Annotated in this window: 14 protein-coding genes and 1 riboswitch; of the genes, 10 read left to right on the forward strand and 4 right to left on the reverse strand. The window is 56.8% G+C overall.

Features of this window, described 5'->3' with window-relative positions:
• The 5 genes from leuD (at position 1) to aroD (ending at position 5,923) form a co-directional block, all read left to right on the forward strand.
• On the forward strand, positions 1 to 606 hold the full coding sequence (gene leuD / locus DTA24_RS23770) for a 3-isopropylmalate dehydratase small subunit (RefSeq protein WP_008807446.1): 606 nt from the start codon (positions 1 to 3) through the stop codon (positions 604 to 606).
• A gap of 397 nt (positions 607 to 1,003) precedes the next feature.
• On the forward strand, positions 1,004 to 3,037 hold the full coding sequence (locus tag DTA24_RS23775) for an FAD-dependent oxidoreductase (protein ID WP_016160290.1): 2,034 nt from the start codon (positions 1,004 to 1,006) through the stop codon (positions 3,035 to 3,037).
• Positions 3,038 to 3,048: 11 nt separating this feature from the next.
• Complete coding sequence (locus DTA24_RS23780; protein WP_008807448.1) at positions 3,049 to 3,912, forward strand: shikimate dehydrogenase; 864 nt, start codon at positions 3,049 to 3,051, stop codon at positions 3,910 to 3,912.
• A gap of 10 nt (positions 3,913 to 3,922) precedes the next feature.
• Positions 3,923 to 5,137, forward strand: a complete 1,215-nt coding sequence (locus DTA24_RS23785) for an MFS transporter (protein WP_012542861.1) — start codon at positions 3,923 to 3,925, stop codon at positions 5,135 to 5,137.
• Between the two features lie 30 nt (positions 5,138 to 5,167).
• Positions 5,168 to 5,923, forward strand: a complete 756-nt coding sequence (aroD, locus tag DTA24_RS23790) for a type I 3-dehydroquinate dehydratase (protein WP_032701155.1) — start codon at positions 5,168 to 5,170, stop codon at positions 5,921 to 5,923.
• A gap of 37 nt (positions 5,924 to 5,960) precedes the next feature.
• On the opposite strand, the gene DTA24_RS23795 is transcribed toward aroD, so the two are convergent.
• On the reverse strand, positions 5,961 to 6,857 hold the full coding sequence (locus DTA24_RS23795; protein ID WP_012542863.1) for a LysR family transcriptional regulator: 897 nt from the start codon (positions 6,855 to 6,857) through the stop codon (positions 5,961 to 5,963).
• Positions 6,858 to 7,088: 231 nt separating this feature from the next.
• Between DTA24_RS23795 and DTA24_RS23800 the strand changes: the two genes are divergently transcribed.
• The gene (locus DTA24_RS23800) at positions 7,089 to 8,399 is read left to right on the forward strand and encodes an MFS transporter (RefSeq protein WP_012542864.1); all 1,311 of its coding nucleotides are present in this window, start codon (positions 7,089 to 7,091) and stop codon (positions 8,397 to 8,399) included.
• 44 nt (positions 8,400 to 8,443) lie between these two features.
• Here the strand turns inward: DTA24_RS23800 and DTA24_RS23805 are convergent, their stop codons facing one another.
• On the reverse strand, positions 8,444 to 9,628 hold the full coding sequence (locus DTA24_RS23805; RefSeq protein ID WP_008807453.1) for a sugar efflux transporter: 1,185 nt from the start codon (positions 9,626 to 9,628) through the stop codon (positions 8,444 to 8,446).
• 271 nt (positions 9,629 to 9,899) lie between these two features.
• On the reverse strand, positions 9,900 to 10,052 hold the full coding sequence (gene sgrT / locus DTA24_RS23815; RefSeq protein WP_012542866.1) for a glucose uptake inhibitor SgrT: 153 nt from the start codon (positions 10,050 to 10,052) through the stop codon (positions 9,900 to 9,902).
• 87 nt (positions 10,053 to 10,139) lie between these two features.
• Here sgrT and sgrR point away from each other — a divergent pair, with 87 nt between their 5' ends.
• From sgrR to thiQ, 4 genes are all read left to right on the forward strand, one after another.
• Positions 10,140 to 11,795: an HTH-type transcriptional regulator SgrR gene (sgrR, locus tag DTA24_RS23820; RefSeq protein WP_060619523.1), complete on the forward strand. Its 1,656-nt coding sequence runs from the start codon at positions 10,140 to 10,142 to the stop codon at positions 11,793 to 11,795.
• Between the two features lie 37 nt (positions 11,796 to 11,832).
• Positions 11,833 to 12,052: riboswitch (TPP riboswitch) on the forward strand.
• A gap of 32 nt (positions 12,053 to 12,084) precedes the next feature.
• Complete coding sequence (gene thiB / locus DTA24_RS23825) at positions 12,085 to 13,068, forward strand: thiamine ABC transporter substrate binding subunit (protein ID WP_123837081.1); 984 nt, start codon at positions 12,085 to 12,087, stop codon at positions 13,066 to 13,068.
• Positions 13,044 to 14,654 (forward strand): thiamine/thiamine pyrophosphate ABC transporter permease ThiP, encoded by a 1,611-nt coding sequence (thiP, locus tag DTA24_RS23830; RefSeq protein ID WP_123837082.1) that lies wholly within the window; start codon positions 13,044 to 13,046, stop codon positions 14,652 to 14,654. The genes thiB and thiP overlap by 25 nt, the downstream gene beginning before the upstream one ends.
• Positions 14,638 to 15,339, forward strand: a complete 702-nt coding sequence (gene thiQ / locus DTA24_RS23835; protein WP_012542868.1) for a thiamine ABC transporter ATP-binding protein ThiQ — start codon at positions 14,638 to 14,640, stop codon at positions 15,337 to 15,339. Before thiP ends, thiQ begins: the two co-directional genes overlap by 17 nt.
• Here the strand turns inward: thiQ and DTA24_RS23840 are convergent.
• Positions 15,326 to 16,093, reverse strand: a complete 768-nt coding sequence (locus DTA24_RS23840; protein ID WP_008807458.1) for a DedA family protein — start codon at positions 16,091 to 16,093, stop codon at positions 15,326 to 15,328. The two genes, thiQ and DTA24_RS23840, sit on opposite strands and share 14 nt — an antisense overlap.
• Between the last annotated feature and the right edge of the window lie 61 nt (positions 16,094 to 16,154).

The following is a 16,154-nucleotide window of genomic DNA, read 5'->3' on the forward strand; positions in this document are numbered from 1 at the left end:
ATGGCAGAGAAATTTACCCAACATACCGGCCTGGTGGTTCCGCTGGATGCTGCAAACGTCGATACCGACGCGATTATTCCCAAGCAGTTTTTGCAGAAAGTGACTCGCACCGGCTTCGGCGCCCACCTGTTTAACGACTGGCGCTTTCTCGACGATAAAGGCCAGCAGCCGAACCCGGATTTTGTGCTGAATTTCCCGCAATACAAAGGGGCGTCAATCCTGCTGGCACGTGAAAACTTCGGCTGCGGCTCCTCGCGCGAGCACGCGCCGTGGGCGTTGACCGATTACGGCTTTAAGGTCGTGATTGCGCCAAGCTTTGCCGATATCTTTTACGGCAACAGCTTCAATAACCAGCTGCTGCCGGTGACCCTGAGCGACGAGCAGGTCGACGAGCTGTTCAAGCTGGTGCAGGCCAACCCGGGCATGACGTTTGAAGTGGATCTGGAAGCGCAGGTGGTTAAAGCTGGGGATAAAACCTACAGCTTTAAGATCGACGACTTCCGCCGCCACTGTATGCTCAACGGCCTGGATAGCATCGGCCTGACGCTGCAGCACGGAGAGGCGATTTCCGACTATGAACGCAAGCTGCCGGCGTTTATGAATTAACCTTCGGGCCCGGTCATTTGACCGGGCTTTTTAATTTTATCGCGGCGGAAATTGCGATCTCACGCACAAAAACCAATATTGATTCGCTGATTGTCAGGCCTTGACCCCACCCTGCCCCACACCATAAAGAAGAATCATTCCGCTTTCCTTCTCTTCCTCTTCGTTGTTTATGTATTATCCCTTCACTGCAAGTAAAAATAAGGCACGAGTGTTTAATATAAAAATATAAGAATGTGAAAGAAGCGTTAATCTCATAGAGAACCCCTATAGCTCAGAACAAAAAAAAACATTATTTTTCGATTTTTCCCCTCGCTATCTTTGCCCACAGAGAAATATTAACTAAGGACACGCCCGGGCCCCCGCATATCGGCCTCCCGGCCTCCTGTGGAGAGAAGAGATGAGCCACTATCCGCACCTTTTCAGTCCGTTGACCATCAACGGCATGACGCTAAAAAACCGCATTATCATGCCCCCTATGGGCACCAATATGGCCACGCTCAACGGCGAGGTCTCGCAGGAACAGCTGGAATACTATGAACTGCGGGCCAAAGGCGGCACCGGACTTATCACCATCGAAAACATCTGTATTGATTTTCCCTTTGCTTCCAACGGCACCACGCAGTTACGCATCGATAACGATCAATATATTCCGCGACTGTTTAAATTAACCGAGACCCTGCATAAACATGGCGCCTGCGTATCCATTCAGTTAAATCATGCCGGCGCTTCGGCGTACGCCTACCGCCTTGACGGTCAGACGCCACTCTCTTCCTCCACGACGCCCTCGAAAAAGCACGGAAATATTCCACGCCCAATGACGCATGAGGAAATTTATCATGCCGTTGAAAAGTTTGGTGATGCCGCGGAGCGCGTTCGTCGTGCGGGTTTTGACAGCGTCGAAATTCATGCCGGTCATTCCTATTTAATTAGCCAGTTTTTATCGCCGTTATTTAACAAACGCACCGATGAATTTGGCGGCAGCGTCGAAAATCGCACCCGGATATTAAGTCTGATTATCGATAAAGTGCGCGCCTGCGTGGGGCCGCGTTTTCCGGTCAGCCTGCGCATCAGCGCCGACGACTTCCTCAAGGGGGGCAATACCCTCGAAGATTCCCTGCGCATCCTTGAACTCTGCCAGGATAAGGTCGATATCATCAACGTCTCTGCGGCGCAGAATGACAACCTGAATCTGCAAATCGACCAGATGTCGCTGGAGGATGGCTGGAAGCGCTACCTCTCCCGCGCGGTGCGCGATAAATTCCATAAGCCCACGGTCATCGCCGGCAATATTCGCTCACCACAGGTGGCCGAGGATATTCTCGCCAGCGGCGATGCCGACCTTATTGCCATTGGCCGCGGCCTGATTGCCGAGCCGGAGTGGGTGCAGAAGGTGCAAGGCGGTAAAGAGCGCCTGATGCGCAAATGCATCTCCTGCAATATCGGTTGCGCTGACCATCGTATCGCCCGCTCGCGCCCGCTGCGCTGTTCGATTAACCCGGACATCATCCACGGCGATGCCTACAAAATGCGCCGCGTCAGTCGCGAAACGAACGTGGTGGTCATCGGCGCTGGCACCGCCGGGATGGAAGCCGCCTGCACGGCGGCGGAAGTCGGTTGCCATACCTGGCTGCTGGAGGCGAAAAACCACGTCGGCGGCCTCGCCAGCGAAATCTCCCGCCTGCCGGAGAAAAAACGCATCGCTGATTTCCCGCAGTTTATGAAAAATCGCATCGCCTCGCTGGACAACCTGATGCTGCAGGTCGGCAAATGTGCCGACGTGGCCTCAGTTTCCGCCCTACATCCGCATCTGATTGTCAACGCCACCGGCTCAACGCCGCTGCTGCCGCCCATTGAGGGCTTGCGGGAAAACATTGATACCGCGGACGGCAAAGTCTTTTCCATTACCGGCATGATCGACAACCTGGCGAAATTTACCGATATCGAGGGTAAACGTATCGCCGTCGTCGGCGCAGGCGCCGTTGGCCTCGACGTTATCGAATACTTTACGGCGCGCGGCGCGCAGGCGGTATTAATCGAAATGCAGGACGCCGCCGGTCGCGACCTCGACATCATTACCAAAAATGCCATGTTGACCATGCTCGACGAGCACCAGGTCGAACAGCACATGAATACCCAACTGATGGCAGTCGCTGCCGACCATTTCCGGGTGAAAAATACACAGCAAACCTTCGATATCCCCTTTGACTACGGCTTTGTCTGCCTGGGGATGCGCGCCAACCGGACGGGTCTCGACGAGATCGAGCGCTGGGCCAATGCCAATAACGTCAAAATCATGAATATCGGCGACAGCCTGATGGCGCGGCGCATTATCGACGGCATCCGCGAAGGCCGCAACGTGCTGGATACCCTGGAAGACATGGGTGCGCTGGGCAGTCGCGAAGCACAACGAATTCCCTTTCTAACTTATTGAGGATTTTTGTCATGGCAGAACGTATTACTGGACACACTGAGCTGATTGGCCTGATCGCCACCCCGATTCGCCACAGCATGTCACCCACCATGCATAACGAGGCTTTCGCCCATCTCGGGCTGGACTATGTTTATCTGGCTTTTGAAGTCGGTAATCAGGAGCTGAAGGACGTTGTGCAGGGCTTTCGGGCAATGAAGCTGCGCGGCTTTAATGTCTCTATGCCGAACAAAACCGAAATTTGCCAGTATCTCGATAAGCTGTCGCCGGCGGCGCAGCTGGTCGGGGCGGTCAACACCGTGGTCAACGACGATGGCGTACTGACCGGACATATCACCGACGGCACCGGCTATATGCGCGCCCTTAGCGAAGCGGGTATCGATATCATCGGCAAGAAGATGACCGTCCTCGGCGCCGGCGGCGCGGCGACCGCGCTCTGCGTCCAGGCGGCTCTGGATGGCGTGAAGGCGATCTCCATCTTTAACCGCCGCGATAAATTCTTCGCCAACGCCGAAGAAACGGTAGCTAAGATCCGCAACAACACCAACTGCGAGATCCATCTGTTCGATCTCGACGATCATGACAAGCTGCGCGCCGAAATCGACAGCAGCGTGATCCTGACCAATGCCACCGGCGTTGGCATGAAGCCGTTCGAAGGCCAAATGTTGCTGCCGAACGACAGCTTCCTGCGCCCGGATCTGATCGTCTCTGACGTCGTCTACAACCCGCGTAAAACCCACCTGCTGGAAGTGGCGGAGAAAAAAGGCTGCCGCACCCTGAACGGTCTGGGGATGATGCTGTGGCAAGGCGCGCGCGCGTTCGAAATCTGGACGGGTAAACAGATGCCGGTTGATTACATCAAGAGCATTCTGTTCTAAGAGGCGAATGATGAAAAATAAATACATCCCTACTGCGGCAGGGCTGTATCTCAACTACCTGATTCACGGCATGGGGGTGCTCTTAATCACCCTCAACATGGCCCATCTTCAGGAACAGTGGGGAACAGACGCTGCTGGCGTATCCATCGTTATCTCCTCGTTAGGTATCGGCAAGCTGGCGACCATTGTGACCGGCTTTTTGTCGGATCGCTTTGGCCGTAAGCCTTTTATTTATCTGGGGATCCTCAGCTATCTGATCTTCTTCGTCGGCATCCTGCTGACTAAAAATATCTATCTGGCCTACGTCTTCGGCATTATGGCGGGCCTGGCGAATAGCTTCCTCGACTCCGGAACCTATCCGGCGCTAATGGAGTCTTTCCCGCACTCCGCCAGCCGGGCCAACGTGCTGATCAAAGCCTTCGTTTCCGCCGGACAGTTCCTGCTGCCATTCATTATCAGCTTCCTGATCTGGGCGAATCTGTGGTTCGGCTGGTCGTTCGTCATTGCGGCGGGACTGTTTGTCCTGAGCGGCATCTACCTGCTCAAAATGCCATTCCCGGATAGCCAGTCGGCGAAAAAAGAGGAGGCCCCTACGGCGCAGGCGGAAGCAACTGCCCGGCCGCAGGCTAATAAGCTGGATATGGTGATCTTCACCCTGTACGGCTACATTGGCATGGCAACCTTCTATCTGGTCAGCCAGTGGCTGGCGCAGTACGGTCAATTCGTGGTCGGCCTGCCCTACGCCTCGGCGATTAAACTGCTTAGCATCTATACCGTCGGTTCGCTGGTCTGCGTCTTCGTGACCGCCGCCTTCGTCAAAGAGGTGTTCAGCTCAGCCATCGCCATGATCATATATACTGGCCTGTCGATGATTTCGCTGCTGCTGGTGTGCCTGTTCCCGACGCCGATGATGGTCACCGGCTTCGCCTTTATCATCGGCTTTGCCGCCGCCGGCGGGGTACTGCAGTTGGGAGCAACAATCATGGCAATGAGTTTCCCGAACGGAAAAGGCAAAGCAACCGGGATCTTCTACACCGCCGGCAGTATCGCCAGCTTCACGATCCCCCTGATCACCGCAAAGCTTTCGCAGATCAGTATTGCCAGCATTATGTGGTTTGATTTTGCAATCGCCGTGATCGGCTTTGTGATCGCCCTGTACATCGGCTATCGTCAACTGCAGGCTCGGGCGGCGCAAAAAGTGTCCCGCACCGCAGTCACCGCCTGAGGTTCAACGCGAACAATAATGGATACCTACATGACAAATGCAGTAACCGTAAAGAACATCACCTTTCAGGAAGGGGAAACCCTCATTTGTGTACCGCTGATCGGCAAAACCCTCGATGAGATACTGGGTAACGCCCATGGTCTGGTCGATGCCGGCGCCGATATTATCGAATGGCGCGTTGACCACTTTACCCAGGTCAGAGACATGACCCAGGTGATGGCCGCGCTGGCGGAAATCCGTGGCTCGCTGAAAGCGCTCCCGCTGCTGTTCACCTTCCGCAGCAAGAAAGAAGGTGGCGAAACCGAGATCAGCGACGAAGCGTACTTCGCGCTCAATCGCGAAGCCGCGCGCAGCGGACTGGTTGATGTTATCGATATCGAGCTATTCAATGATGAAGCGCAGATCCGCGCGCTGGTTGACGATGCGCATGCCGCGGGCGTCAAGGTGATCATGAGTAACCATGATTTCCACAAGACTCCCGCTCAGGAAGATATTATCTATCGCCTGCGCCGCATGCAGGATCTGGGCGCCGACCTGCCGAAGATCGCGGTGATGCCGCAGTCGCCGCAGGACGTTCTGACCTTGCTTGCCGCTACGCTGACCATGAAAGAAAAATATGCCACTCGCCCGCTGATTACCATGTCGATGGGCAAATCCGGTGGCGTTAGCCGGGTTACCGGGCGCTTATTCGGCTCGGCGATGACCTTCGGTACCGTAGGACAGGCTTCTGCGCCAGGACAGATCGCCATCGCCAAACTACGTGAAGTGATGGATATTCTCTCCTGATGCCCGAATGGCCCGGAGGCGATCTCCGGGCCATCCGCTAACAGAGATTCTGGCTGTCGTGGATAACCACATTTTTAAATGACTGTAGCGCCGGGGAAAGTAACCGATCTTTCATTGTCGCCAGATAGATATAGCGTGGGGGGATGGTGTTTTTAATCTTCAGGATGTGAACGTTGTAATAGGAGAGCGCGGAGATCCGCGGCATAATCGCGATCCCATAGTCAATACTGACCAACCCGGCCATCGCGGTATCCTCATCCACGTAGCAGGCGATCTCCGGCACCAGCTTTTGCTGCATAAACACATTATCGATAAACGGACGTAAACCGCTATTCTCTGAAAAATAGATATAGGGATAATGAATCGTCTCTACCAGATCGACCTCATGTTCATACAGGCGGGCCAACGGATGATCCTTCGCCGTGACCACCACCAGCTCCTGCTGAATAACAGGAATAAAATCGATATCCGGCTCATCCGCAATATAAGAGCAAATCGCCAGATCGACTTTGCCAGCTTTCAGCTCCTGCAATAGGGTCAGCGATGTCCCCTGAGTAAAAGAAAAAGTAACGTTGTGACATTCAGGTGAAAGAGAATATTGATTAATTAACTGCGGAACAACATATTCGCCCATCGTGTAAATAAAGGCGATGCGAATATTCTCTTTATTCTCGGCGCCATTTTTTTGTAATGTCATCCGGCCATTCTCCAGCGAGGCCAGCGCATCTTCGACATACGGCAAAAAACGCTTGCCGTTTTGCGTAATTTTAACGTTCCGTCCCTGTCTGGCGAACAGCGCGACCCCTAACTCCTTCTCCAGCTCCGATATCGCATGGCTTAGCGAGGGCTGGGTGATGCACAGACTGGAGGCGGCTTCGGTGTAATGTTCGGTTTCAGACAGACGTTTAAAATAATAAAGTTGCTTTAGGTTCATTATTTTTGCCCGTATAATATAAGAATAAATGCACTGACGCTAATATACCATGCAAGCCACCAATAATGTGCGGGAGCGGATAAATATCGGCGTTACATCAAATATTCTTTTGTGAAGCGTATGAATGTGCAACAAAGCGTTGCCATTCATAGATACTATCTATAGTCCCTGGAGATGTTTTTGCATGTGCGAATATATGCAAAAATATTTTAAACTTTAAAGGAACTCGCTATGAGTATGTCAAACTCTCAGGAAGTACTCACTTCCTCATCGGGGACGAAAAAAAGAAGCCGCGTTCGGATAGTTATTTTACTGCTGTTGTCCGTCGGAACGATGATCAATTATCTCGATCGCACCATCCTGGGTATTGTCGCCCCACAATTAACCCAGGAAATTCATATCGATCCAGCGATGATGGGCATCATTTTCTCCGCCTTTGCCTGGACCTATGCGCTGGCGCAGATCCCTGGCGGGGTATTTTTAGACCGTTTTGGTAACAAGCTCACCTATGCCCTGTCTATTTTCTTCTGGTCGCTGTTTACTCTGCTGCAAAGTTTTACCCTCGGGCTGAAAACCCTGCTCCTCCTGCGCCTGGGGCTTGGCGTCAGCGAAGCGCCCTGCTTTCCGGCCAACAGCCGCATCGTCAGCACCTGGTTTCCCCAGCATGAGCGCGCGCGGGCGACGGCAACATATACAGTTGGCGAATATATAGGGCTGGCCGCTTTCTCGCCGCTGTTATTTTTAATCCTCGAACACCATGGCTGGAGAACGCTGTTTTTTCTCACCGGCGGATTAGGTATTTTATTTACGTTGGTGTGGTGGCGTTTTTATCACGAACCGCATGAATCACGCACGGCTAATAAAGCAGAGTTGGATTACATCGGCGCAAACAACATTAACAATAAAATCCAGAACGTTCCATTTAACTGGCGTGACGCCAGGCGTCTGCTGGGCTGTCGTCAGATCGTAGGCGCCAGTCTGGGCCAGTTCGCCGGGAACACCACGCTGGTGTTTTTCCTGACGTGGTTTCCCAGCTATCTTGCCAACGAGCGCCATCTTCCCTGGCTTCACGTCGGATTTTTCGCCACCTGGCCCTTCCTCGCCGCCGCGATCGGCATCCTCTTCGGCGGCTGGATCTCGGACCGGTTGCTGAAGCGAACCGGCTCCGTCAACATCAGTCGAAAGTTACCAATAATTTCCGGTTTACTACTGTCCAGCTGTATTATTGCGGCGAACTGGGTAAGCGCTAACAGCACCGTTATCATTATTATGTCGGTGGCATTTTTTGGCCAGGGGATGGTCGGTCTGGGCTGGACCTTAATTTCTGATATTGCCCCGGAAAATATGGCAGGCCTCACCGGCGGCATATTTAACTTTTGCGCCAATATGGCATCTATTATTGCGCCACTGATAATTGGCGTGATTATCTCCGCAACGGGTAATTTCTTTTACGCGCTGATCTATGTCGGCCTGACGGCGCTGATCGGCGTGATTGCCTACATTTTTATCATCGGCGATATCAAGCGTATCGTCCTGGAGTAGTCAGCTTGCCCCGGCGACGCGGCTCGCCGGGGCAAGGCAGATTGTCAGATATCCTTCACCCTGCTGGTCAAAAACAGTGTCACCAGCGAAATCGCGGCGATTGTCCAGTAGACGCTGGCGTGGCCATAACTTTGCGACAGCGCCCCCTGCATCACGCCGGCGAGGATCACGCCGGTGGAAATACTGTTGGTGAACAGGGTGGTCGCCGCCCCCGCCCGACCCGGCATTAAGTCCTGGAACCACAGCATACCGATCCCGGCGATAATACCGATAAAGACCGCGTTAAATAGCTGCAGGGCCAGCAGCGCCGTACGGCCATGAAACAGAATCAACCCGGCATAAAACAGCACACCGGCCGCGACCGCCGCCACCATCATTTTACGTTTACCAAAGCGCTTCACGTAGTAGCCGGCGAGGATCATCGCCGGTATTTCCAGTCCGGCGGCGGTGCCCATCAGGATCCCGGCAAGGCTGTCGGGAAGACCGAGATCGTTACTGATCCACAGCGGCATATCAATGATATACATCGTGTTGCAGGTCCACATCAGCGTGGAGGCGATAAACAGCATGCGCACGTTCTTATCCTGCCAGCCGCCGGCCTGCACCAGCGCCGCCGCCTCTTCCGAAGGCTGCTCCACCCGCGGGACCGAGGGCAGTTTAATGGCAATCAGCGCCAGGCTAATGACAAAGATGCCCGCCGCAATGGAAAACATGGTGGTAAAGCCATAATTGAGGGCCAGCATAAAGGCCAGAGGCGGGCCAATCACCCACGCCAGCGACAGCTGGGCGCGCATGATCGAGCTGAACATCACCACTTCCCGCGCCGAGCTGTCGGCATACTCCCGGGCCAGGGCGAAGAGCTGCGGCATGGCGGCATTGGCGATGGACGCCAGCATCACCCCGCAGGTAATTAACGTCAGGTAGTGACGGTTGAAGGCAAACAGCAGCGCATTGCCCACCGCCATCAGGCAGCAGAGCATAATTAACCGCCGCCGATCGCCGCGGCTATCAGAGCGCTTAGCCAACGCCAGACTCACCAGGATCCCGGCAATGGCATTTACCGTGTAGAACAGGCCCACCCAGAACGGCTGCGCCCCTACTTCGCGGCTGAGAAACAAACTCAAGGTCGGCGCCTGCAACGCGCCCGCCACGCCCATCATAAAAGCAACCAGCATAAAGGCGGCATACACGCCGTTTAGCCGTCGTCCCATCGTCATCAACCACAGCATGGAATGTCCTTAACACACGCGAAGTAAACGAAAAAAGCCAGCAGAGGATTTCTGCTGGCGGGTGATTCTATACTCTATGGGTTTCATGTTGCAGGACAAAACGGTTAACCGTTTTGCACAGCGCTTGTGCTGGCCCTGAAAGGGTGAGCGTGGCCAGAACGTCAGGCCCTGAGCGCATCGACAGCGAAACGAGCGGTCGCGGCCAACGCCCCTGCAGCGTGAAAAACGACGAGTATAACACCAATACTCAGTCACACATGATGTCTGCAAGTCAATGATCAGAGGCCTTTGACGTCACTCCCCACTGCATCAGTTCTCCCAGGATTTCCTGTTGTCGTCCTGCCATCAGGCGGGCCAGCCAGGACGCATCCTGCGTCGCAGAAAAATAGCGCTGGTAGAACGATTTTGCGGTAGACCTCATCATATTCACCTCCTCGCTTCATCGGGATTCATTATTGGCTTAATATGGGGAGTAATAAATTGCTGAGTTTTGCGCAGGAGTTCCCCTTTTATGTCTTCCAGCCGTCTGCAACAACAGTTCATCCGCTTATGGCAGTGCTGCGACGGCAAGTCGCAGGAGACCACCCTCAACGAGCTGGCGGAAATGCTGAGCTGCTCGCGTCGCCATATGCGCACCCTGCTCAATATGATGGAGTCCCGCGGCTGGCTGGCCTGGGAGGCGGAGGCAGGCCGCGGCAAGCGTTCGCGGCTAACCTTTCTCTATACCGGTCTCGCCCTGCAGCAGCAGCGTGCCGAAGATCTCCTCGAGCAGGATCGCATCGATCAGCTGGTGCAGTTGGTCGGCGATAAGGCCGCCGTCCGCCAGATGCTGATCTCTCATCTTGGCCGCAGCTTCCGCCAGGGACGCCATATCCTGCGCGTGCTCTACTACCGTCCGATGAAGAATTTACTGCCCGGCAGTGCGCTGCGGCGTTCGGAAACGCATATTGCCCGGCAAATATTCAGCGCCCTGACGCGGGTAAATGAGGAAAATGGGGAACTGGAAGCCGATATTGCCCACCACTGGCAGCAGCTGACCCCCACCCACTGGCGCTTTTTCCTCCGCCCGGGCATCCATTTTCACCACGGCCGTGAGCTGGAGATGGCGGATGTGATCGCCTCTCTGCAGCGCAGCAATGCCCTGCCGCTCTATTCACATATCGAACGCATCGAATCGCCCACCGCCTGGACCCTGGATATTCATCTGCGCCAGCCCGACCGCTGGCTGCCCTGGCTGCTGGGTCAGGTGCCGGCGATGGTGCTGCCGCAGGAGTGGCAGACCATGAACCACTTTTCCTCCATGCCGGTCGGCACCGGCCCTTATGCCGTGGTGCGTAACAATCAGAACCAGCTCAAGATCCATGCCTTTGAAGACTATTTTGGCTACCGGGCGCTGATCGATGAGGTGAACGTCTGGGTGCTGCCGGAAATTAGTGAAGAGCCCAATGGCGGCCTGACGCTGCAGGGCAATACCGAAAGCGAAAAAGCGGTGGAGAGTCGCCTGGAAGAGGGCTGCTATTACCTGCTGTTCGACTCGCGAAGCCCGCTGGGGACCAACGACGCGGTGCGTCGCTGGTTAAGCTATCTGTTTCAGCCCGCCAACCTGCTCTACCATGCGGGCGAACACTACCAGGGCAACTGGTTTCCCGCCTACGGCCTGCTGCCGCGCTGGCATCACGCCAGCAACCACGCCTGCGAGAAGCCGGCGGGGCTGGAGACCGTCACCCTCACCTATTACCGCGATCACGTCGAACATCGGGTGATAGGCGGGATTATGCGCGACCTGCTGGCAGCGCATCAGGTAAAACTGGAGATCCAGGAGCTGGAGTATGATGCCTGGCATCGCGGCGAGGTGGTCAGCGATATCTGGCTCAACAGCGTTAACTTCACCTTACCGATCGAATTCTCACTCTTCGCCTATCTGTACGAAGTCCCGCTCATTCAGCGCTGCATCCCCATTGACTGGCAGGCAGACGCCTGCCGCTGGCGCGCGGGAGAGTTTAATCCGGCCACCTGGAGCCAGCGGCTGCTGGCCGGGCAACATATCGTGCCGCTGATCCACCACTGGCTGATGATTCAGGGGCAGCGCAGTATGCGCGGCGTACGGATGAACACCCTCGGCTGGTTCGACTTTAAATCCGCGTGGTTTGCGCCGCCGGAGCCGTAAGCGCTTTCCGTCATCTGACAAAATCATTACACTAAGGCCGTTCTCAACGGGGTGCTAATAAACATACGCAATATCATTCACGTTGCATCAAGGCAGCAAGCGGGTGAATCCCCTGGAGCATAGATAACTATGTGACTGGGGTGAACGCGCGAAGCTAACGCAGATGCGGCTTGAAGGATGAAGCGTATGGGCTGAGAAAATACCCGTCGAACCTGATCCGGATAACGCCGGCGAAGGGATTTGAGGCTCACTCAAAATCCTTTGCCACCCCTTTTTTCTGAGGTGCAAAGTGTTGAAAAAATTACTCCCGCTGCTGGCGCTGGTCGCCATGCCCGCTCTGGCTAAGCCTGTCCTCACCGTCTATACCTATGACTCCTTCTCTGCCGACTGGGGCCCCGGCCCGGCGGTCAAAAAAGCCTTTGAAGCGGACTGCGGCTGCGAACTGAAGTTCGTCGCCCTGGAAGATGGCGTTTCGCTACTGAATCGCCTGCGCATGGAAGGCAAGAACAGCAAGGCCGACATCGTGCTTGGCCTGGATAACAACCTGCTGGAAGCCGCGGCGCAGAGTAAACTGTTCGCCAAAAGCCACGTTCCTGCCAGCGCGGTCAGCGTGCCGGGCGGCTGGGATAATGACACCTTTGTCCCCTACGATTATGGCTATTTCGCCTTCGTCTATGACAAAAACAAACTGGCTAACCCGCCGAAAAGCCTGAAAGAGCTGGTTGAGAGCCCGCAGAAATGGCGCGTCATCTACGAAGATCCCCGCACCAGTACCCCGGGGCTGGGCCTGCTGCTGTGGATGCAAAAGGTCTATGGCGATAAAGCGCCCGAGGCCTGGCAGAAGCTGGCGGCGAAAACGATCACCGTCACCAAGGGCTGGAGTGAAGCCTACGGTCTGTTCCTGAAAGGGGAAAGCGACCTGGTCTTAAGCTACACCACCTCGCCGGCTTACCACATTATTGAAGAGAAGAAAGACAACTATGCAGCGGCGAGCTTCGCTGAAGGCCATTATCTGCAGGTCGAAGTTGCCGCGCGTACCGCCGCCAGCAAGCAGCCGGAACTGGCGGAGAAGTTCCTCAAATTTATGGTCTCGCCTGGCTTCCAGAACGCCATCCCCACCGGGAACTGGATGTATCCGGTGACTCAGGTCGCGCTGCCGGCCGGGTTTGATACCCTGGTGAAGCCGCAGACCACCCTGGCGTTTACCCCGCAACAGGTCGCCAGCGAGCGTCAGACCTGGATTAATGCATGGCAACGCGCCGTCAGCCGCTAAACCTTCGCGGGCTATTGCCGGGCCTTTTTGCCGCCACCCTGCTCTGCGCCGTCGCGCTGGCGGCGTTTCTGGCGCTGTGGTTTAGCGCCCCCGGCGCGGGCTGGCAATCGGTCTTCAGCGATAGCTACCTGTGGCACGTGGTGCGCTTCTCCTTCTGGCAGGCGTCGCTGTCAGCGCTGTTCTCGGTGGTGCCAGCGATCTTTCTCGCCCGCGCCCTTTACCGGCGTCGCTTCCCGGGCCGCACACTGCTGCTGCGCCTGTGCGCGATGACCCTGATCCTGCCGGTGCTGGTGGCGGTGTTCGGCATCCTCAGCGTCTATGGCCGCCAGGGCTGGCTGGCCTCGCTGTTTCACGCGCTCGGCTGGCAGTGGGATTTCTCGCCCTACGGTCTGCAGGGCATCCTGCTGGCGCACGTCTTTTTCAATATGCCGATGGCCACCCGCCTGCTGCTGCAGGCGCTGGAGAGTATCCCTGGTGAACAGCGGCAAATTGCCGCCCAGCTTGGCATGCGCGGCTATGCCTTCTTCCGCCTCGTCGAATGGCCGTGGATGCGCCGCCAGATTCCCGCCGTCGCTGCGCTGATTTTTATGCTCTGCTTCGCCAGCTTCGCCACCGTGCTGTCGCTGGGCGGCGGCCCGAAGGCCACCACGATTGAGCTGGCTATCTACCAGGCGCTGAGCTTTGACTACGATCCGGCGCGCGCGGCAATGCTGGCGCTGATCCAGATGCTTTGCTGCCTCGCGCTGGTACTGCTCAGCCAGCGTCTGAGTAAAGCGGTGGCTATCGGCGTCAGCCATGTCCGCGGCTGGCGCGACCCTGACGATCGTCTGCACAGCCGCCTGAGCGACGGACTCTTGATCGGCGCCGCCCTGCTGCTGCTGCTCCCACCGCTGCTGGCGGTCATCGTCGACGGGATCAACCGCAACATGCTGAACGTGCTGGCGCAGCCGGCGCTCTGGCAGGCATTGAGTACCTCTCTGCGCATCGCCATCGCCGCCGGGCTGTTGAGCGTAACCCTGACGATGATGCTGCTGTGGAGCAGCCGGGAGCTGCGCGCCCGCCAGCGGCCGCTGGCCGGGCAGGCGATGGAGCTGAGCGGCATGTTAATCCTTGCCATGCCGGGGATTGTGCTGGCCACTGGCTTTTTTCTGCTGCTCAGTAACAGCGTCGGACTGCCGGAGTCCGCCGACGGCATCGTCATCTTCACCAATGCCCTGATGGCGATCCCCTACGCGCTCAAAGTGCTGGAAAACCCGATGCGCGACGTAACCGCTCGCTACAGTATGCTGTGCCAGTCGTTGGGGATTGAAGGCTTCACGCGGCTGCGGGTGGTTGAGCTTCGCGCCCTCCGGCGCCCGCTGGCCCAGGCGTTAGCCTTCGCCTGCGTGCTGTCGATTGGTGACTTCGGCGTGGTGGCCCTGTTCGGCAACGAGGCGTTCCGCACCCTGCCTTTCTATTTGTACCAGCAGATAGGCGCCTACCGCAGCCAGGACGGGGCCGTCACCGCCCTGCTCCTGCTGCTGCTCTGTTTCTTATTATTTACGCTGATTGAAAAACTTCCGGGGCGTGATGCTAAAACTCAATGATGTGACCTGGCTGTACCAGCATCTGCCGATGCGTTTTACCCTCGACGTCGCGCGCGGCGAGCGCATCGCGGTGCTCGGCCCCAGCGGCGCCGGAAAGAGCACCCTGCTGAATCTGATCGCCGGTTTTCTACCGCCCGCCAGCGGCAGCCTGCGGATCAATGGCGAGGTGCATAACGCGACGCCGCCGGCGCAGCGTCCGGTCTCGATGCTGTTCCAGGAGAATAACCTGTTTAACCATCTCACGGTTCGGCAGAATATCAGCCTCGGGATCCACCCGGGCCTGAAACTGAGCCGCGAGCAGCAGGCGCAGGTGGCGGCGATGGCCGGACAGATGGGAATTGATGCGCTGCTGGAACGCCTGCCGGGCGAGCTTTCCGGCGGTCAGCGGCAGCGCGCGGCGCTGGCCCGCTGTCTGGTGCGCCAGCAGCCGGTGCTGTTACTGGATGAACCCTTCTCAGCGCTTGACCCGGCGCTGCGTCAGGAGATGCTGTCCCTGGTCGCCGATGTCTGCGAGCAGCAGCAGCTCACTCTGCTGATGGTCTCCCACAGCGTGGAAGATGCCGCACGCATCGCGCCGCGCTCGATAGTGGTCGCCGAAGGGCGGATTGTCTGGGATGGCGCCACCGCCGAGCTGTTAAGCGGCAACAGCAGCGCCTCGCATCTGATGGGCATCAGCGCGCAATAACCTTGTGCAGGATCGCCAGATAGACCGGCATCAGCGGATGGCGGCAGACCAGAGTCAGCGCCGTCGCGGCGACCACCACCATCAGCGGTGACAGCCACAGTAGTCGGCCGCGCGGCAGCCAGCGGGTCAGGCGATCGCCTGAGGTTTTCGCGCTCCGCCACAGCCGCCAGCACAGCCACCCTGCCAGCCAGGCCAGCAGCGCCGCCCCCAACAGCAGCCATTTAAAGCTGGCGCTGTTTTCATCGGCCGGAATATCAATCGCCGCCCCGGCGAGAATGCCGGGCAGGAAATAGAGCGGCGGCCAGAGCAGGCAGCCGATAATATTCGGTAGCACAAACTTCGCCACCGGCAGATCGAGCATCCCGGCGACCATCGGCACCAGCGGTCGCGTCGGCCCAACAAAGCGGCCGATCAGAATGGTGATCATGCTGTGCTGATGCAACGCATGCTCGGTCTTCTCCAACAGGGCACGGTTTTTCTTCATAAACGACCAGCGGTGCAGCGGCTTTTTAAAGCGCCAGCCGAGCCAGAATGAGATCCAGTCGCCCAGCAGACAGCCGACAATCCCCGCCAGCCACGCCTGCCAGAAGTTAACCTCACCGCTGCCGATAAGCGCCCCAAGGCCGGCCATCATCACCGTTCCGGGTAAGATAAGCCCCACCAGCGCCAGCGACTCGAGAAAGGCCACCAGCATCACGGCTAACAACGAGTAGACCGTGGATTGGGTGATAAAGTGTTCCAGCAATGCTTGCATAATGTACCCGGTTAAAAAACGAAGCCCGGATTCTCCGGAGCCATCGCGCCCTCGTCAAGCC

This window comes from Klebsiella sp. P1CD1, assembly GCF_003790505.1.
Lineage (GTDB): Bacteria > Pseudomonadota > Gammaproteobacteria > Enterobacterales > Enterobacteriaceae > Klebsiella > Klebsiella variicola.